At 62.9% G+C, this 16,772-nt stretch carries 13 protein-coding genes and 1 tRNA gene; 10 read left to right on the plus strand and 4 right to left on the minus strand.

Going from position 1 to position 16,772, the window contains the following annotated elements; all coding sequences use genetic code 11:
• The first annotated feature begins 25 nt into the window (after positions 1-25).
• From K3756_RS07405 to K3756_RS07420, 4 genes are all read left to right on the plus strand, one after another.
• Positions 26-571 (plus strand): cold-shock protein, encoded by a 546-nt coding sequence (locus K3756_RS07405; RefSeq protein ID WP_259992404.1) that lies wholly within the window; start codon positions 26-28, stop codon positions 569-571.
• 5 nt (positions 572-576) lie between these two features.
• Positions 577-1,044, plus strand: coding sequence for a DUF192 domain-containing protein (locus K3756_RS07410; protein WP_259992407.1), 468 nt, complete (start codon positions 577-579; stop codon positions 1,042-1,044).
• A 50-nt stretch (positions 1,045-1,094) separates the two neighbouring features.
• Positions 1,095-1,171 (plus strand) — tRNA-Pro (locus tag K3756_RS07415).
• 709 nt (positions 1,172-1,880) lie between these two features.
• Positions 1,881-5,528, plus strand: coding sequence for a vitamin B12-dependent ribonucleotide reductase (locus tag K3756_RS07420; protein ID WP_259992409.1), 3,648 nt, complete (start codon positions 1,881-1,883; stop codon positions 5,526-5,528).
• 263 nt (positions 5,529-5,791) lie between these two features.
• On the opposite strand, the gene K3756_RS07425 is transcribed toward K3756_RS07420, so the two are convergent.
• On the minus strand, positions 5,792-6,292 hold the full coding sequence (locus K3756_RS07425; RefSeq protein WP_259992411.1) for an RNA polymerase sigma factor: 501 nt from the start codon (positions 6,290-6,292) through the stop codon (positions 5,792-5,794).
• A 246-nt stretch (positions 6,293-6,538) separates the two neighbouring features.
• Between K3756_RS07425 and K3756_RS07430 the strand changes: the two genes are divergently transcribed.
• The gene (locus tag K3756_RS07430) at positions 6,539-6,787 is read left to right on the plus strand and encodes an EF-hand domain-containing protein (protein WP_259992414.1); all 249 of its coding nucleotides are present in this window, start codon (positions 6,539-6,541) and stop codon (positions 6,785-6,787) included.
• Positions 6,788-6,894: 107 nt separating this feature from the next.
• Here the strand turns inward: K3756_RS07430 and K3756_RS07435 are convergent, their stop codons facing one another.
• Positions 6,895-8,433 (minus strand): trimethylamine methyltransferase family protein, encoded by a 1,539-nt coding sequence (locus tag K3756_RS07435; protein ID WP_259992417.1) that lies wholly within the window; start codon positions 8,431-8,433, stop codon positions 6,895-6,897.
• A 390-nt stretch (positions 8,434-8,823) separates the two neighbouring features.
• On the opposite strand from K3756_RS07435, the gene K3756_RS07440 reads away from it, so the two are divergent.
• Positions 8,824-9,423 carry an outer membrane protein gene (locus tag K3756_RS07440; RefSeq protein ID WP_259992419.1) on the plus strand — a complete coding sequence of 200 codons (600 nt, stop codon included), beginning with the start codon at positions 8,824-8,826 and terminating at the stop codon, positions 9,421-9,423.
• A gap of 59 nt (positions 9,424-9,482) precedes the next feature.
• Here K3756_RS07440 and K3756_RS07445 read toward each other — a convergent pair whose 3' ends face one another.
• Positions 9,483-10,655 (minus strand): pyridoxal phosphate-dependent aminotransferase, encoded by a 1,173-nt coding sequence (locus K3756_RS07445; protein WP_259992421.1) that lies wholly within the window; start codon positions 10,653-10,655, stop codon positions 9,483-9,485.
• A gap of 232 nt (positions 10,656-10,887) precedes the next feature.
• Between K3756_RS07445 and cysS the strand changes: the two genes are divergently transcribed.
• The 4 genes from cysS (at position 10,888) to K3756_RS07465 (ending at position 15,478) form a co-directional block, all read left to right on the plus strand.
• Positions 10,888-12,252 (plus strand): cysteine--tRNA ligase, encoded by a 1,365-nt coding sequence (gene cysS / locus K3756_RS07450; protein WP_259992423.1) that lies wholly within the window; start codon positions 10,888-10,890, stop codon positions 12,250-12,252.
• Between the two features lie 97 nt (positions 12,253-12,349).
• Positions 12,350-14,005, plus strand: a complete 1,656-nt coding sequence (cimA, locus tag K3756_RS07455) for a citramalate synthase (protein ID WP_259992450.1) — start codon at positions 12,350-12,352, stop codon at positions 14,003-14,005.
• Positions 13,992-14,717, plus strand: a complete 726-nt coding sequence (locus K3756_RS07460; protein ID WP_259992452.1) for a trans-aconitate 2-methyltransferase — start codon at positions 13,992-13,994, stop codon at positions 14,715-14,717. The genes cimA and K3756_RS07460 overlap by 14 nt, the downstream gene beginning before the upstream one ends.
• Entirely contained in the window at positions 14,714-15,478 is a 765-nt protein-coding gene (locus K3756_RS07465; RefSeq protein WP_259992455.1) for a squalene/phytoene synthase family protein, read from the plus strand. The genes K3756_RS07460 and K3756_RS07465 overlap by 4 nt, the downstream gene beginning before the upstream one ends.
• Here the strand turns inward: K3756_RS07465 and K3756_RS07470 are convergent, their stop codons facing one another.
• Positions 15,479-16,696 carry an MFS transporter gene (locus K3756_RS07470; protein ID WP_259992457.1) on the minus strand — a complete coding sequence of 406 codons (1,218 nt, stop codon included), beginning with the start codon at positions 16,694-16,696 and terminating at the stop codon, positions 15,479-15,481.
• Positions 16,697-16,772 lie beyond the last annotated feature (76 nt).

The raw sequence follows: 16,772 nt of genomic DNA on the forward strand, positions 1-16,772 counted from the left end.
ATACTGACTATTATGGTGCATCCAAATGACCGAGGAGCATGAGCCCGACCGGCTGCAGATCGAAGGGGCCGTGAAATGGTTTGACCCTGTGAAGGGATACGGCTTTGTCGTGTCCGACATGGGCGGATCAGACGTGTTGCTGCACGTAAACGTGCTGCGCAATTTCGGACAGAGTTCGATTGCCGACGGATCGCGCGTTACCCTGGTGGTGCAGCAGACCGACCGGGGCATTCAGGCCGCCGAGGTGGTATCCATCACCCCGCCCGAGGACACGATCACCCCGATCGCCGATATCGCGGGGCTCGACGCGCAGGAAATATCGCAGACGCCGCTGGTGGCGGTGCGGGTCAAATGGTTCGACAAGGCGAAAGGCTTCGGTTTTGCGAATGTCTTCGGCCAAAGTGACGATGTGTTTGTACATATCGATGTCCTGCGTCAGTCTGGTCTGGCGGATATGCAACCCGGCGAGGCGCTTGCCATGCGGGTCATAGACGGCAAACGGGGTTTGATGGCGGCAGAGGTACAGGCATGGGAAACAGTTACGGCACCGCGCGATCCTTTCGAGGACTGACAGCGGTGGTTTTCGCACTGGTCCTTGTGACACAGGGCGCGGCCGCGCAGAACTGCAACCCAGACCGGGTGGTGATTACCGGTGATTTCGGCACGGCGCAGTTTAGTGTCGATGTGGCCGATGACGACGCCAGCCGCGCGCAGGGGCTGATGCATGTCGAAAACATGCCGCTGAGCCGCGGGATGCTGTTTGTATACGATACCCCCCAACGCATGGCATTCTGGATGCGCAATACGCTGATCGAGCTCGATATGCTGTTCGTGGACGGTACAGGCGAAATCCGCCACATCCACGCCCGCGCGCAGCCGCTGGATGAAACGGTGATCTCCGGCGGCCCCGAAGAGCTGAGCGCCGTGCTGGAAATCAACGGTGGACTTGCCGCGCGTCTGGGCATTGATGTGGGCGACAGGCTGCAGCATCCCGCCTTTGCCGACGGGGCAGACGGGCAGGGCTGCGCAAAGATCGCGGAATGATGAGATTTCCACTTTTCAATCCGGATTGGTTTGGCTAAAGAGGCGGCAGTCGGGGCGTGGCGCAGCCTGGTAGCGCACCTGTTTTGGGTACAGGGGGTCGGATGTTCGAATCATCTCGCCCCGACCATCTTTAAAAGATGACAGCGATGGGGCTCTTTCGGTTTTCGAAAGAGCCCCATGTCGTTTGCCCCCCCGAATCTGCACCCGCGACTTTTACGAAACCACCCGTTGATTCTCCATCGCCGCCACCAGATGTTGTGGGCTCCGCTTTCTTATCCCCAGATGAAGTATAGTTTTCCACAAAACGGCCCACAGGTGGCGGCTGTTGTGACATATTGCGCACGCCCGCCAAGTTGCCGCAGGCTCAAGAGCCGTAACCCGTTTAGAGAAAGTGCGCGGCCCCCGATCGCCGGGTCAGACAGGGCCGCCAATCGCCGCCCGAGGCGATTTTTCAAAGGTTTTCAGACCCCTTCCGCCGCGGCATGAAATCAACCCTAAGATGCACGCTTTCCCTGCGTTAACTTTTTGAATCACAGGCGCGCGGGCGCAGGGCGCAGGTCAACCCGGTAATTCGGAAAAAAACGTGAATAAATCCGTTGACCCATTATGGTCGAATACGCCAGATTGTGATGGCTGACGGCACCGCCACAACATCTAGTGGTTAACACGGGACGGCGGTCCAGCAACGGGACGTTACACAATACGGCGGATGACGGGTCATCCCAGGGGTCTTTTGCAGGTCAAAGGAGCCGCTGTGTGCGGACTGTTGCATATGAATGTGCGGATCGGGACCACCCGGTTCAGGGAAGAGACAAGCTGATGTATGGGGCAGCGCGATGAAAATTGAACGTAAATTCACCAAACAGGGTCAGGACGCCTACGCAGAGCTCGACTTTGTGTCGACCGTATCGGAAATCCGCAATCCTGACGGGTCCATCGTGTTCCGGCTCGACAACGTCGAAGTGCCCAAGAGCTGGAGCCAGGTCGCATCCGACGTCATCGCGCAGAAATACTTCCGCAAGGCCGGCGTGCCATCCGAAATGGTGAAGGTCAGAGAAAAGGGCGTGCCCGAATTCCTGTGGCGCTCCGAGCCCGCCGAAGGCGCCGAAATCGGCGGTGAGACATCCTCCAAGCAGGTCTTTGACCGTCTGGCCGGTGCATGGGCGTACTGGGGCTGGAAAGGTGGCTATTTCTCCACCGAAGAAGACGCGCGCACCTATTATGACGAAATGCGCTACATGCTGGCGACCCAACGCGCGGCCCCCAACAGCCCGCAGTGGTTCAACACCGGCTTGCACTGGGCCTACGGCATCGACGGTCCCGCGCAGGGTCACTATTACGTCGATTACAAGACGGGCAAACTGACCCGCTCCAAATCTTCCTATGAGCACCCCCAACCGCACGCCTGCTTTATCCAGTCGGTCGCGGACGATCTGGTGGGTGACGGCGGCATCATGGACCTGTGGGTCCGCGAAGCGCGCCTGTTCAAATACGGCTCGGGCACGGGCACCAATTTCTCCTCGCTCCGCGGTGCGGGCGAGAAGCTGTCGGGCGGCGGCAAGTCGTCTGGTTTGATGGGTTTTCTCAAGATCGGCGATCGTGCAGCCGGCGCCATCAAATCGGGCGGCACCACCCGCCGCGCGGCCAAGATGGTCATCGTGGACGCCGATCACCCCGATATCGAGGATTTCATCAACTGGAAAGTGCTCGAAGAGCAGAAGGTTGCGTCCATCGTTGCCGGCTCCAAGATGCACGAACAAAAGCTCAACCTGCTGTTTGCCGCGATCAAGGGCTGGGACGGCGCCGAAGCCGATGCCTATGATCCCGCCAAGAACGATCAGCTGAAAGCGGCGATCCGCGAGGCCAAGAAAGTCTCCATCCCCGAAACCTACGTCAAGCGCGTGCTGGATTACGCCAAGCAGGGCCACACCAGCATCGAATTCCCCACCTATGACACCGACTGGGACTCCGAAGCCTACAACTCCGTTTCGGGCCAGAACTCCAACAACTCCATCCGGGTCACCAACGCCTTCCTGAAAGCCGTCGAGAAAGACGCCGACTGGGAATTGATCGACCGCGTTGAGGGCAAGGTGTCCAAGACCATCCGCGCCCGCGATCTGTGGGATCAGGTCGGTCATGCCGCATGGGCCTGTGCCGATCCCGGCATCCAGTACCACGACACCGTCAACGAATGGCACACCTGCCCCGAAGACGGCGCGATCCGCGGCTCCAACCCGTGCTCGGAATACATGTTCCTTGACGATACGGCCTGTAACCTTGCCTCGATGAACCTGTTGACGTTCCTCAGGGACGGCGAATTCCAGGTCGAAGACTACATGCACGCCTCGCGTCTGTGGACCGTGACGCTGGAAATCTCGGTGATGATGGCGCAATTCCCCTCCAAGGAAATCGCGCAGCGCTCCTATGACTTCCGCACACTGGGTCTGGGCTATGCGAACATCGGCGGTCTGCTGATGAACATGGGCTACAGCTATGACAGCGACGAAGGCCGGGCGCTCTGCGGCGCGCTGACTGCCATCATGACAGGCGTGGCCTATGCCACATCCGCCGAAATGGCGGGCGAGCTGGGCGCATTCCCCGGCTACACCAAGAACGCACAACACATGCTGCGGGTCATGCGCAACCACCGCACTGCCGCACAGGGCAAGGCCGACGGCTACGAGGCGCTGGCGGTGAAACCCGTGCCTCTCGATCACGCCAACTGCCCGCAGGCGGGTCTGGTCGATATCGCAATGTCGTGCTGGGACGAGGCATTGAAACTGGGCGAAGCCCACGGCTACCGCAACGCGCAGACCTCGGTCATCGCGCCCACCGGGACCATCGGTCTGGTCATGGATTGTGACACCACGGGGATCGAGCCCGACTTCGCGCTGGTGAAGTTCAAGAAGCTCGCCGGAGGCGGTTACTTCAAGATCATCAACCAATCCGTGCCCGCCGCGCTGGAAAAGCAGGGCTACGGCTCGGCGCAGATCGAAGAGATCATTTCCTACGCTGTCGGCCACGGCACCATCGGCAATGCCCCCGGCATCAACCACACCAGCCTCATGGGTCACGGTTTCGGCCCCGAAGAGCTCAAGAAAGTCGATGCCGCGCTGGCACAGGCCTTCGACATCCGCTTTGTGTTCAACCAGTGGACGCTGGGCGAAGAGTTCTGCACCAAGGTGCTGGGCATCCCCACAGAAAAGCTGAACGATCCGTCGTTCGACCTGCTGCGTTCGCTGGGCTTTTCCAAGGCGGACATCGACGCGGCCAACGACCACGTCTGCGGGACCATGACGCTGGAAGGGGCGCCGCACCTCAAGGACGAACATCTGTCGATCTTTGACTGCGCCAACCCGTGCGGCAAGAAAGGCAAGCGCTTTTTGTCGGTCAACAGCCACATCACCATGATGGCCGCGGCGCAGTCGTTCATCTCGGGCGCGATCTCCAAGACGATCAACATGCCCAACGACGCCACCATCGAGGATTGCCAGAAAGCGTACGAACTCAGCTGGTCGCTGGGCATCAAGGCAAACGCGCTCTACCGCGATGGCTCGAAACTGTCGCAGCCACTGGCGGCGGCACTGGTCGAGGATGACGATGACGCGGCCGAAGTGCTCGAAAGCGGTTCCATTCAGGAAAAAGCCGCCGTGCTGGCCGAAAAGGTGGTCGAGAAGGTCATCGTCAAGGAGCTGGTCAAATCGCACCGCGAAAAGATGCCGGAGCGCCGCAAGGGCTATACCCAGAAGGCGATTGTGGGTGGTCACAAGGTCTATCTGCGCACGGGCGAATACAAGGACGGCAACCTTGGCGAAATCTTCATCGACATGCACAAGGAAGGTGCCGGTTTCCGTGCGATGATGAACAACTTCGCCATCGCCGTGTCCGTGGGCCTGCAATACGGTGTGCCGCTCGAGGAATTCGTCGATGCGTTCACCTTCACCAAGTTCGAACCGGCGGGCATGGTGCAGGGCAACGACAGCATCAAGAACGCCACCTCGATCCTCGACTATATCTTCCGCGAACTGGCGGTCAGCTATCTGGACCGCACCGATCTGGCGCATGTACAGCCGCAGGGTGCGACATTTGACGATCTGGGTCGCGGCGAGGAAGAGGGCGTGGCAAACGTCTCCGAACTCTCCGACAGCGCTGCGGTCAAATCGCTCGAGGTGCTCAAGCAGATCACATCGCAAGGCTACCTGCGCAACCGCGTGCCACAGAACCTCACGGTTCTGCAGGGCGGGCACAGCGCAGAGCTGGCTCAGGCCGTCGCCAACACGGTCGCCGAAGTGCAGACCGACGTGGCGGCCGCCGTCGCCACGGTTGCGGGGGGCGCCGGTGCCACGGCACTGGATGCGCGGACCAAAGCCAAGATGCAGGGCTACGAGGGCGAAGCCTGCGGCGAATGCGGAAACTTCACGCTGGTGCGCAACGGCACCTGCATGAAGTGCAACACCTGCGGCGGGACATCCGGCTGCAGTTAAGCGCCCCCGAGATCCCTCTTTGGGGGGGTAGGCCCAGAGCGTCGGGGGAGCTCTGAGGTCGCGCTTGAGAATAGGGTGGGAACGGTACTTTGTTCCTTCCCACCTTCATCCGGGGCGGGTGCGCTCGCCCCTGACGCAACCAAGGCCGCAGGCAAAAAAACATCGAGCGGTTAACAAATTGAGCCTTGGTGGCGAGACTATGCAGGGGAGCGTTCGCGCTCCCCTTTTTTCTTGCGTGTATGTGTGCGTGCAGCCGCAGTGGCCTACAACAGCTCCTCCACCCGCGCCTTGGGCGGCACGCCCAAATCGGCGCGCAGCGTGGCGCGGGCGCGCGCCAGCCGCGACATGATCGTGCCCACCGGCACATCCAGCGCATCGGCCAGCACCCGCGGACTGGTCTCGCCTGCCGCAACCTGTTGCATCAGCGCAGATTGATCCGGTGGCAGTGTCGCGATCGCCGCCGTCAGGCTTTGACAAAACAGCACCCCTTCGGCGTTGGGCGGGATGCTGGCCGTTTCCTCGTCGAGTTCGGCCAGATCGACATGCGCGCGCCACCGGGCCCGTGCCAGATTGTGCAGGATGATCATCGCGTAATGTTCGGGCCGGTCGATGCGGCGTTTTTCCAGCGTTTGCAGCAGCCGCAGGGCCGCCTCCTGGGCCATGTCTTCGGCATCCGAGGCCTGCCCACACAGGCGGCGGGCCCGCTTGCGCAAGCGCGGCAGCAGGTGATCGAATGTACCGGTATCGAGCGTTTGATGTGTCATTGCGTCTGCCTCGTCCTGTTTTCACCAACAATGACAGCATTCCGCGACACAACCAGATGGGGAATTTCCGCCGATTTGCGCGCGGCCCCCTTTTTGGGCGGTTCGTTGCCCGCCCTTCGCCGCACCATAGGCAAGCCGCCGCGTGCGCCGCGCAGGGCAGGGACGCAAAGCCCGTTTCGCGCATCTGACAGGGTGAGGACGCCAAGACGGCAAGCCTCGAGCAAAACAAAAACTGGAGTAATCCCAATGACCACACTTTCGAAAATCACCACCTTCATGACCGTCGCAATCGTGCTGCCGACCACCGTTCTGGCGCAAAGCATGGAAGACATGGACGCGGACGGCGATGCGCTGCTGAGCTTTGAGGAAGTGCAAGGCGCCTTTCCCGATGTGACGGCGGATCAATTCAACGTGCTGGACCTGAACGCCGATGGCGTTCTGGACGCCGAAGAGGTTGCAGCAGCCCAGGAGGCGGGCCTTATGCCCGCTGGCTGATGCGGCACGGTTGATGACCCCCCTGTGGCAGTTCGGGGCCCATCAGCCGACCCGAGGCCCGGCAGCCCCCCCAGGCGCCGGGTCTCTTTTTGTCTTGTCGCTCGGTCTCAGATCGGCAGGTGGATGTTGAACCGCGCGCGGATGGCCTGATCGAGCTGCGGATCAAATGCAGCGGCCGATCTTTGCGCCAAAATCGCCTCCTTGCGGGCCTTGGCACCGGCGACCAGATCGGGCTTTTCCTTCTCGACCCATTCCTTGGGCGACATGCGGTTGCCGCAGGTGGGATAAAGATGATCCGTCTGCATCCGCGCCATTGTCTGGTCCGTGCCGAGGTAATGGCCCGGCCCCCCCATGCACACCGCCGCCATCTGGTCCAGCGCAAGCGTTTCTTCGTTGACTTCGATGCCGCGCACGCACCGCATCGCCTGTCCGATCAGATCATCCCCGAGGATCAGGCTTTCGTGACAGAACCCCAGAAGCGAGGCGTGCATGCCAGCGGCCTCATAGACCATGTTCAGGCCCGAAAGCCCCGCCATCACGTTTGAGCACATCTGCTCCCAGCCTGCCTGCATGTCGGGCAGCTTGCTGTCAGCGATCCCCGCCGCGGCACCGCCGGGCAGATCGTAGAATGCGTGCATCTGTGCACAGCCGGCCGTCAGCAGCGCCTGTTCGCCGGAACCGCCCGTCATCGCGCCGGTGCGCAGGTCCAAACCAAAGGGCCAGGTGCCGAAAATGGCCGGATGGCCGGGCGATACCGCGTTCACATAGACCAGACCGGCCAGACACTCCGCAACCGCCTGCACGATGGCCCCCGCCGTGGTCGAGGGCGCCGTCGCCCCCGCCATGCCCGCCGACAAAAGCAGAACCGGCATGCCCGCACGGATGCAGTTTTCCATGACTTCACAGCTTTCGGTGGCAAATTTCATCGGCGGCACGACAAAGCAGTTGCTGTTGGACACGAAAGGCCGCGCGCGCCATTTCTCCTCGCCCCCTGCAATCATGTGCAGCATCTCGATCGCGGGGGCGACGAAATCGGGTTCCGAAAACGAGGTGCCGATATGCTTGGTCGTGCCCGATGTGCAGGCGTAGATCGAATTGTAGTCCATTTCCATGTTGTCGGTGATGTCGCGGCACACCATGGGACGCTGGCAAAAATGCAGGTTTTCGAGCGTGTCGACGATGCGGGCCGCATCGTGGAGGTCTTGCACGGTGCTGTCGCGGTAATGCTGGGTGTCGACATCGACCATGTGAACCGCCGCACCGGCGGTGCCGTAGTGGACGCGCGTGCCCGACAGTTCGAGATCATGCGCCCCGTCGCGGCTGTGCAACGTGACGCTGCGGTTGGCGCGTGCGAGCGTATCCTCGACCAGTGCGCGGGGGAACCGGATGCGGCCGTCGGCCCCCTCCACCGCACCTGCGCCGGTCAGATAGGCGACACCGGAGGGCGGCGCATCGGCAAGCCCGATGGTCTCGAGCGCCTGAAGGGCAGCATTGTGGATCTGCTGGATGTCGTGGTCCGACAGGGGCTTGTACTGGCCGCCGTTCATGCCGGGGCGCACGGGGCGCAGATTTTCGGCTAGAGGGGCCTGACGGGCGGCACGGCGCGCCGCACGGCCACCGCTGCGGGAAGGGGAATGGTCATTCATGACGGGTCTCTTGCGTAGGAAAAGGGGCAGGGATGCGCAGGCTAGCTGCTCCCCGGCGCCCCGCGTGCCGCGCGTCCCCTGTGCGCCCCGATGGTTCGGCTCACAAGAACGTGAATGCAGATGGCATGCTGCACGCGCAAAATCCTCCCTCGATACGTCGAGAGTGCAGGTTTTAAGGCCTTTGGTCTGTCTTGTTTGCGACGCCGGAAAACAGGGCAGGAAGCGCGGAAAACTGCCGCCCGTGTCGTAAACGAGCCAGTTCTCGCCAGTTTTGCTGCACTGCCGAATAAATCCGGGAAATTCGCGGAACCTTCACTAGGTCAGACTGGTTAGCCGCCCAAGGACAGAGCTTGTCCGGAAGCACCAAAACTCGTTTCTGAGGAGAGTAAAATGAAAAACTTGAGCATGATGGTTGCCGCAGCAGGCATTTCGGCCGCCGCGCTTTCGACGACCGCATTTGCAGGCACGCTGCAGGATCCCGTGATCGAAGAGCCGATTGCGCCCGCCCCACAAATCGTCTCGACCGGCGGCGACTGGACTGGCTTTTACGGCGGTCTGAACCTCGGGTACGGCGACGTGGACACAAACGCCGATGTTGACGGCGACGGCGGCACATACGGTGTGCACCTCGGTTATGACTACGATTTCGGCCGGTATGTTCTGGGTGGTGAACTCGAATATGACAAATTCGACGTGACACTGGGCGACGGCGACGGTTCCGTCGAAGTGGATGACGTGGCGCGGCTGAAAATCCGCGGCGGTTACGACCTTGGCCGCACGTTGATCTACGCCACAGGTGGTCTGGCCCGCGTCAGCACCGAAATCGGCGATGAGAACGGCGAGTTTCTCGGTCTGGGCGTGGCCTATCAGGTCAACGACCGCTTTACCGTGGGTGGCGAAGTGCTCGAGCACCGTTTCGACGACATCGACGGCTCCGGCGTGGACGCGGATGCGACCACCTTCAACCTGCGTGGTTCGATCCGCTTCTAAGGTCCGGTCATCAAGATTATGATACGCGGGCGTACCCTACCCAGGGTGCGCCCGTTTTCTTATGCGGCGCGGCTTTCTGCAAACTGGCACAACGTGCGCAGCGCGGCGACGAATGCGGCATCCGCGATGGTCATCGCTACGCGAATGTGTCCCGCCGCCGCCGCCCCGAAGCTCTCTCCGGGCATGACGGCAATCCGGTGCGTGTCGAGCAGGGCGTTGGCAAACTCCTCACCGCTCATCCCCGTCGCACGAATGTCCAGCATCAGGTACATCGCACCCTGCGCAGGCACGAGACCCACCGTGTTCTGACCAGCCAGAACCTCCTTTGCCAGACCGCGGCGGCGGCGGAAGGGGGCTGCGATCTCCCGCTCGAAGGGATCGCCAAGGCCAAGCGCGAAATCCGCCGCATCCTGAATGAACCCCGGCACGCCGTAGGTCGTGTGGGTGGCAAGGTTGATCAGATGGCCCACCACCTCTTCGGGGCCGACGATCCATCCGCAGCGTGATCCCGTCATCGCGTGGCTCTTGGACATCGACCCTACGACCAGCGTACGCTCGGCCATACCGGGCAGGGCGCGGGGCGAGATGTGGTCGCCTTCCCAGACCTGCGTGTCGTATACCTCGTCCGAGATGAGCCACAGGTCATGCGCTTTGCAAACCTGCGCAATCGCGTCGAGCGTGGCGCGGCTGTAGACGACGCCTGTCGGATTGTTGGGGCTGTTGATGAGCAGGGACCGTGCACCGGGGGCTGCGGCCTGAAGATCGGCGGCGCGGGGCTGGAACGCATGGCGGGCGTGCGCCTGTACCGCCTTGGGCACACCGCCCGCACCGCGCAAGGTGCCGGGATAGGTGGCGTAGTAGGGATCGACATACAGACCCGTATCGCCGGGATCGAGTGCTGCGGTATGCGCGGCAAAGAGCGCCGCCTGCCCGCCGGGGGTGATGACCACGTTTTCGCGCCGCGTGGGTACACCGGTCCGTTCGGTGACACGCTCTGCGACCCTGTCGCGCAGGGCGTCGGTCCCCGGTACGGCGGCGTATCCGGTGTGGCCCGCCAGCGCGGTGCGGTGCATCTCCTGCAGGATCGGCGCGGCGGTGCGGATGTCGTGTTCGCCGATGGTCAATTCGGTCACGGACGTGCCCGCCGCGATCAACGCGCGGGCCTTCAGGAACACCTCCCAGCCGTCCGATCCGCCGTCCAGAAGGGTGGTTATGCGCGTTGATGGCTGCATGTCCGGTCTCCGTCGTTGTCTTGTGCGCAGGGGCGCAGAGCGTGGCTGCTTTGTCAATCTCGCTTGACGCGCGCGCAACCGATGCGCTAGCCATGGGGCATGACAACGATGCCAACGATCATTTGCTGCATTATTACCTGCTGAGATTTTCTCGCGGGTCGTACACGTTGTTTCATTCCAGAAAAATCTGTGCCAAGTCCCGCGCAAGCCGCGCCCGTGAAGGACCTACGCCATGACGACCATCAAACTGCACAACACCAAGACCAAATCGCGCGAGAGCCTCGAGCCGATCGATCCGCGGAACGTGCGGATGTATGTTTGCGGGCCGACCGTCTATGACCGGGCGCATCTGGGCAACGCACGGCCGGTGATCGTCTTTGACGTGCTCTTTCGCCTGCTGCGGCACGTCTATGGCCAGGATCACGTGACCTATGTGCGCAATTTCACGGACGTCGATGACAAGATCAACGCCCGCAGCGCCCAAAGCGGTCGCGCCATCGGGGAGATCACCGCCGAGACCACGGGTTGGTTTCTCGACGATATGGCCGCGGTCGGGGCGCTCGAGCCCACCCATATGCCGCGCGCGACCGCCTATATCGCGCAGATGGTCACGATGATCGAGGATCTGGTGGCCAAGGGGCATGCCTATGCCGCCGAGGGTCATGTGCTGTTCGCGGTCGACAGCTACAAGGACTACGGCGCGCTGTCGGGGCGGTCCGTGGACGACATGATCGCGGGTGCGCGTGTCGATGTGGCCCCCTACAAGCGCAATCCGATGGATTTTGTCCTGTGGAAACCGTCGGATGCGCAGACGCCGGGCTGGGACAGCCCGTGGGGCCGAGGGCGCCCGGGCTGGCACATCGAATGCTCCGCCATGAGCTACGCGCTTTTGGGTGCGCATTTCGACATTCACGGGGGCGGCAATGACCTGATGTTTCCGCACCACGAAAATGAAATTGCCCAAAGCGCCTGCGCCCATCCCGGCGCAGGGTTCGCAAATATCTGGCTGCACAATGAAATGCTGCAGGTTGAGGGGCGCAAGATGTCCAAATCGCTGGGCAATTTCTTTACCGTGCGCGATCTGCTGGACGACGGTGTGCCGGGCGAGGTGATCCGCTTTGTCATGCTGTCGACGCATTACCGCAAACCGATGGACTGGACCGACAAGAAGCGCGATGAGGCCGAGCGGGTCTTGCGCAAATGGTATGCGCTCGCCGCGACCGAAGAGGCGGCGGCACCCGACGACCTGCTGGTCGGGCTGTTGGGGGATGATCTCAACACGGCCGGTGCCATCGCGCATCTGCACAAGCTCGCCGGTGCCGGGCAGGCCGGGGCGCTGCGCGGAGCGCTGGCGCTGTTGGGGCTGATGGGGTCGCAGGTGCCCGACTGGGCCGCGCAGCGGACGTTCGATCTTGCAGCCTATGAGGCCTATCTGTCGGACGCCCGCACCACCGCGATGCAGACAAAGGATTTCGCCGAGGTTGACCGCATCAAGGCGATGCTGCTCGCGGCCGGTGTGCAGGTTCAGATGAGCAAGGATGGTGTGGTTCTGACCCCTGCCGCCGATTTCGACGCCGCGGCGCTGGAGGTGCTGTGATGGCCGGACCGTTCAATCGCGAAACCTGTGGCTTGGGCCACCGGTGCAATGAGTTTATGGGCAAGATGAAGCATGCGGTGTGCGTGGCGGTGGCGTCATGACCGAACGCCTGTATCTCTATGACACGACCTTGCGCGACGGGCAGCAAACGCAGGGCGTGCAGTTTTCCACCGAAGAGAAATGCCAGATCGCCGGGGCGCTGGATGCGCTCGGGGTCGATTATATCGAGGGCGGCTGGCCCGGTGCGAACCCGACCGACAGCAAGTTTTTCGAGCAGGCCCCCCGGACGCGGGCGCGGCTGACCGCCTTTGGCATGACCAAGCGTGCGGGCATGTCGGCGCAGAACGATGATGTTCTGGCGGCGGTCATGAATGCGCGCACGGCTTCTGTCTGTCTGGTGGGCAAGACCCATGATTTCCACGTCGAGAAAGCGTTGGGCATCAGCCTGGCCGAGAATACCGACAATATCGCGCGCAGCATTGCCTATCTGGTCGCCGAAGGTCGCGAGGCGCTTTTTGACGCGGAGCATTTCTTTGACGGCTACAAGGCCAATCCGGCTTATGCGACCGAGGCGGTGCGCGCGGCGTATGATGCAGGTGCGCGGTGGGTTGTCTTGTGCGACACCAATGGCGGCACCATGCCTGCCGAGGTGGAGCGCATCACCCGCGCCCTGATCGACGCGGGCATTCCGGGCGACCGGCTGGGCATCCATACCCATAACGATACCGAGAATGCCGTGGCCTGTACGCTGGCGGCCGTGGATGCCGGTGTGCGCCAGATCCAGGGCACGCTGAACGGATTGGGCGAACGCTGTGGCAACGCCAATCTGACGACGCTGATCCCGATCCTCAAGCTCAAGCAGCCCTATGCCGAAGCCTTCGAGACAGGGGTCAGTGACGCCGCACTGGAGGGTCTGACCCGCACCAGCCGGATGCTGGACGAGATCCTCAACCGTGTGCCTGCGAAACAGGCCGGCTTCGTGGGGCCGTCGGCCTTTGCCCACAAGGCCGGTTTGCATGCCAGTGCGATCCTCAAGGATCCCTCGACCTACGAGCATATCGAACCCGCGCTGGTGGGCAACGCGCGCATCATTCCGATGTCGAACCAGGCGGGCCAGTCCAACCTGCGCCGCCGCTTGAAAAGCGCGGGTCTGGAGGTACCGAAGGGCGATCCGGCGCTGGCGCAGATCCTCGACGAGGTCAAGATGCGCGAGGCGGAAGGCTACAGCTATGACACCGCGCAGGCGAGTTTCGAGTTGCTGGCGCGGCGCGTTCTGGGGCAGCTGCCGAGCTATTTCGAGGTCAAGCGCTACCGCGTCACCGTCGAGCGGCGCAAGAACAAGTACGATCGCATGGTCAGCCTGTCCGAAGCGGTGGTCGTGGTGAAGGTCGACGGTGAAAAACGGCTCAGCGTGTCCGAAAGCATGGACGAGACCGGCAGTGACCGAGGCCCCGTGAACGCGCTGGCCAAGGCGTTGGCCAAGGATCTGGGACAGTATTCTGCAATGCTCGAGGATATGCGGCTGGTCGATTTCAAGGTGCGCATCACCCAAGGCGGCACCGAAGCCGTAACGCGCGTCATCATCGACAGCGAGGACGGGCAGGGGCGGCGATGGTCGACCGTGGGGGTATCTGCGAACATCGTTGACGCGTCTTTCTCGGCCCTGCTCGATGCCATCCGCTGGAAGCTCATTCGCGATACCGGCGCGCGCGTTCCCGATGCCGGCAAAGGACCATCCAATGGCCACACCTGAACCCAACGATCCGTTCTTCGTGCTGCACCGCGATCTGCCCCGCGAGGGCCCCGGTCTGCCTGCGGATGTCGCGTGGGCAGCGGAGGTCGCGCATCTGCCATCCACTGCGCGCATGGCGGATGTTGCCTGCGGCCCGGGGGCCGATATCGGGGCGCTCTTGCGCGCGGCCCCCGACGGTGACGTGACCGCGCTGGATAAAACGGGTCCTTTTGTGCAGGCGGCGCGCGAGCGCTGGGCGGGCGACAGCCGTGTGACCGTGCTGCGGGCGGACATGGCGCGGGTCATGAACCGGTATGACCTGATCTGGTGTGCGGGGGCCGTCTATTTCATGGGGGTGCAGCAGGCACTCACCGCGTGGCGCAAGGCGCTCCATCCCGGCGGCGCGATCGCCTTCAGCGAGGCGTGCTGGTTTACCGATACGCCGTCGCCCCGCGCCAAAGCGCTGTGGCAACAGTACCCCGCGATGACCGATCAGGCAGGGATCAACGCGCATATTGCCCAAGCCGGGTACGAGGTCATTGACCAGCGCCCCCTGATGGACGCCGCATGGGAGGCCTATTTCGGCCCGCTTGATGCACGCATCGCGGCGCTGCGTCCGGGCGCCGATGCCGCCTTGTCGGCCGTGCTGGACGAAGCTGTGGAGGAAGCCGAATGCTGGCGTGCCCACCGCGACGAATTCGGCTATCTGCTAAGCGTGGTGCGCCCGCGATGAGCCTTACCGATGACCAGGTTGCCTGCGCAAAGCTGGTGGAACGGGGCGATCCGTTGCGCTTTCGCGCGGCGATGGCGGCACCGGTGTCACGCCGGGGCCACCTCTTTGCGCTTTACGCATTCAATGTCGAGGTCTCGCGCGCGCCTTGGGTCACCCAAGAGACGATGATCGCCGAGATGCGGCTGCAGTGGTGGCGCGACGCGCTTGAGGAAATCGCCCAGGGCGGCCCGGTGCGGCGCCACGAGGTAACCTCACCGCTGGCGGATGCAATTGACGCGGAACAGGCGGCGGCACTCGATCCGCTCGTTGCCGCGCGGCGGTGGGACATTTACCGCGACCCGTTCGAGGACAGCGCACATTTCGAGGCCTACTTGCGGGAAACATCCGGTCTGCTGACCCACGCGGCGGCGGGTATTCTGGGGACGGCACCGGCTCGGGTGGCGCTGGATGCGGGATACGCGGCAGGTCTGGCCGCTTTCCTGCGGGCCATCCCGCAGCTGGAGGCGGCGGGCCGCGTGCCTTTGCTCGACGGCACACCAGACGGCGTACGGGCCTTGGCGCAAACGGGACTGGCGCGGCTGGCGGACGCGCGTGCCGCGCGGGCGCAGGTCGCCCGCAGTGCGGCCGCGGCCTTCCTGCCGACCGCGGCTGCCGAACCTGTGCTCAAGGCCGCTGTGGCCGATCCGCGATGCGTGGCGGAGGGACGGCTGCCCGATCCGGGGCCCGCGGTCACCTTGCGGGTGGCGCTGGGCCGCTGGTGATCAGGCGATGCGCCGGTTGCGTGTCATCACCAGCCACACGAGCGACCCACCCGCGAGCGCCAGAAACGGGATCATCGCATAGTTGACCGCCTGCCAGCCCTCGACGGCGGATCCGCCCGAGCAATTCATCAATCCGCCGGATGCCAGCGAGGCCATCGTAACACCGCCGAAGACCAGCAGATCGTTGAGGCCCTGCATCCGGCCACGTTCGTGCGGCGCATGTGCGCCCGCCAGCATCGTCGTGGCCCCGATGAAGCCAAAGTTCCATCCCAGACCCAGCAAAATCAGCGCGACAAAGAAATTGCCCAGTTCCACGCCCTGCAATGCGACGACCCCCGCCACCGCAAGGATCGCAATCCCCAGCCCCATGATCCGTTCCACGCCGAACCGCGCAATCAGGTGGCCGGTAAAGAAGGACGGCGCAAACATGGCGAGCACGTGACCGGTCACCACGTTGGAGGCGTCCACCACGGTAAATCCGCAGCCGACAACGGCCAGCGGCGTCGAGGTCATCACAAGGTTCATCAATGCGTAGGATACCATGGCGCATATCACCGCGACCGCGATGCGTGGTGTGGTCAACAGCTCCCACCGGGTGCGGCCCCGTGGCGCATCCTGCGCAGGCACCGGCGGCTTGGGAATGTCGAGAAACACAAACAACAGCATCCCCAGCACGTTGAGCGCCATCGCCGCCAGATAGACCGGAAAGAACCGCATGACCGTGGCGTCGGGGGTGCTGCCGCTCAATATCCCGACCAGCTGTGGGCCGATGATCGCCGAAATAAGGCCGCCTGCCATGACATAGGAAATCGCCTTTGGCCGGAACGTGTCCGAGGCCGTGTCGGCTGCGGCAAACCGGAAAAATCCCTGCGATGACATGTAGATGCCGGTGATGAAGCTGCCGATCAGGAAAATCCAGAAGCTTTCGATCGTCAGCGCATAGGCGCTGATGCCCGCACCCAGCAGGCCGCCAACGGCCCCGATGATGAAACCGGTGCGCCGGCCAAGCCTCTGCATCACCGTCGACAGCCACGGCGCCGTTGTCATGGATCCGAAAACGATCATCGAAATCGGCAGGGTGGCCAGACACACATTGGGCGACAGCTGCTGGCCCGCCAGACCGCCGATGACGAAAATCATGGTAATCTGGCTGCCCAGAAACGCCTGCGCTGCGACCAGAACGGCAACGTTTCTTTTGGCCCGTGTATCGTCGATCATCTGAATGCCTTTCGCTTACGACGTATCGCTAGACCCAAGCCACCGTCGCGGCAACCCCTCTTGCGTGCGGGCGGTC

The organism is Sulfitobacter sp. S190, assembly GCF_025141935.1.
GTDB lineage: Bacteria > Pseudomonadota > Alphaproteobacteria > Rhodobacterales > Rhodobacteraceae > Sulfitobacter.

What these genes read in the sequence shown, in the direction of transcription:
- K3756_RS07465 (WP_259992455.1), top strand. Translation starts at nt 14,714, where the DNA reads ATGAGCCTTACCGATGACCAGGTTGCCTGCGCAAAGCTGGTGGAACGG.
- K3756_RS07435 (WP_259992417.1), bottom strand. Translation starts at nt 8,433, where the DNA reads ATGAATGACCATTCCCCTTCCCGCAGCGGTGGCCGTGCGGCGCGCCGT.
- K3756_RS07460 (WP_259992452.1), top strand. Translation starts at nt 13,992, where the DNA reads ATGGCCACACCTGAACCCAACGATCCGTTCTTCGTGCTGCACCGCGAT.
- K3756_RS07445 (WP_259992421.1), bottom strand. Translation starts at nt 10,655, where the DNA reads ATGCAGCCATCAACGCGCATAACCACCCTTCTGGACGGCGGATCGGAC.
- K3756_RS07425 (WP_259992411.1), bottom strand. Translation starts at nt 6,292, where the DNA reads ATGACACATCAAACGCTCGATACCGGTACATTCGATCACCTGCTGCCG.
- K3756_RS07405 (WP_259992404.1), top strand. Translation starts at nt 26, where the DNA reads ATGACCGAGGAGCATGAGCCCGACCGGCTGCAGATCGAAGGGGCCGTG.
- K3756_RS07440 (WP_259992419.1), top strand. Translation starts at nt 8,824, where the DNA reads ATGAAAAACTTGAGCATGATGGTTGCCGCAGCAGGCATTTCGGCCGCC.
- cimA (WP_259992450.1), top strand. Translation starts at nt 12,350, where the DNA reads ATGACCGAACGCCTGTATCTCTATGACACGACCTTGCGCGACGGGCAG.
- K3756_RS07430 (WP_259992414.1), top strand. Translation starts at nt 6,539, where the DNA reads ATGACCACACTTTCGAAAATCACCACCTTCATGACCGTCGCAATCGTG.
- cysS (WP_259992423.1), top strand. Translation starts at nt 10,888, where the DNA reads ATGACGACCATCAAACTGCACAACACCAAGACCAAATCGCGCGAGAGC.
- K3756_RS07420 (WP_259992409.1), top strand. Translation starts at nt 1,881, where the DNA reads ATGAAAATTGAACGTAAATTCACCAAACAGGGTCAGGACGCCTACGCA.
- K3756_RS07470 (WP_259992457.1), bottom strand. Translation starts at nt 16,696, where the DNA reads ATGATCGACGATACACGGGCCAAAAGAAACGTTGCCGTTCTGGTCGCA.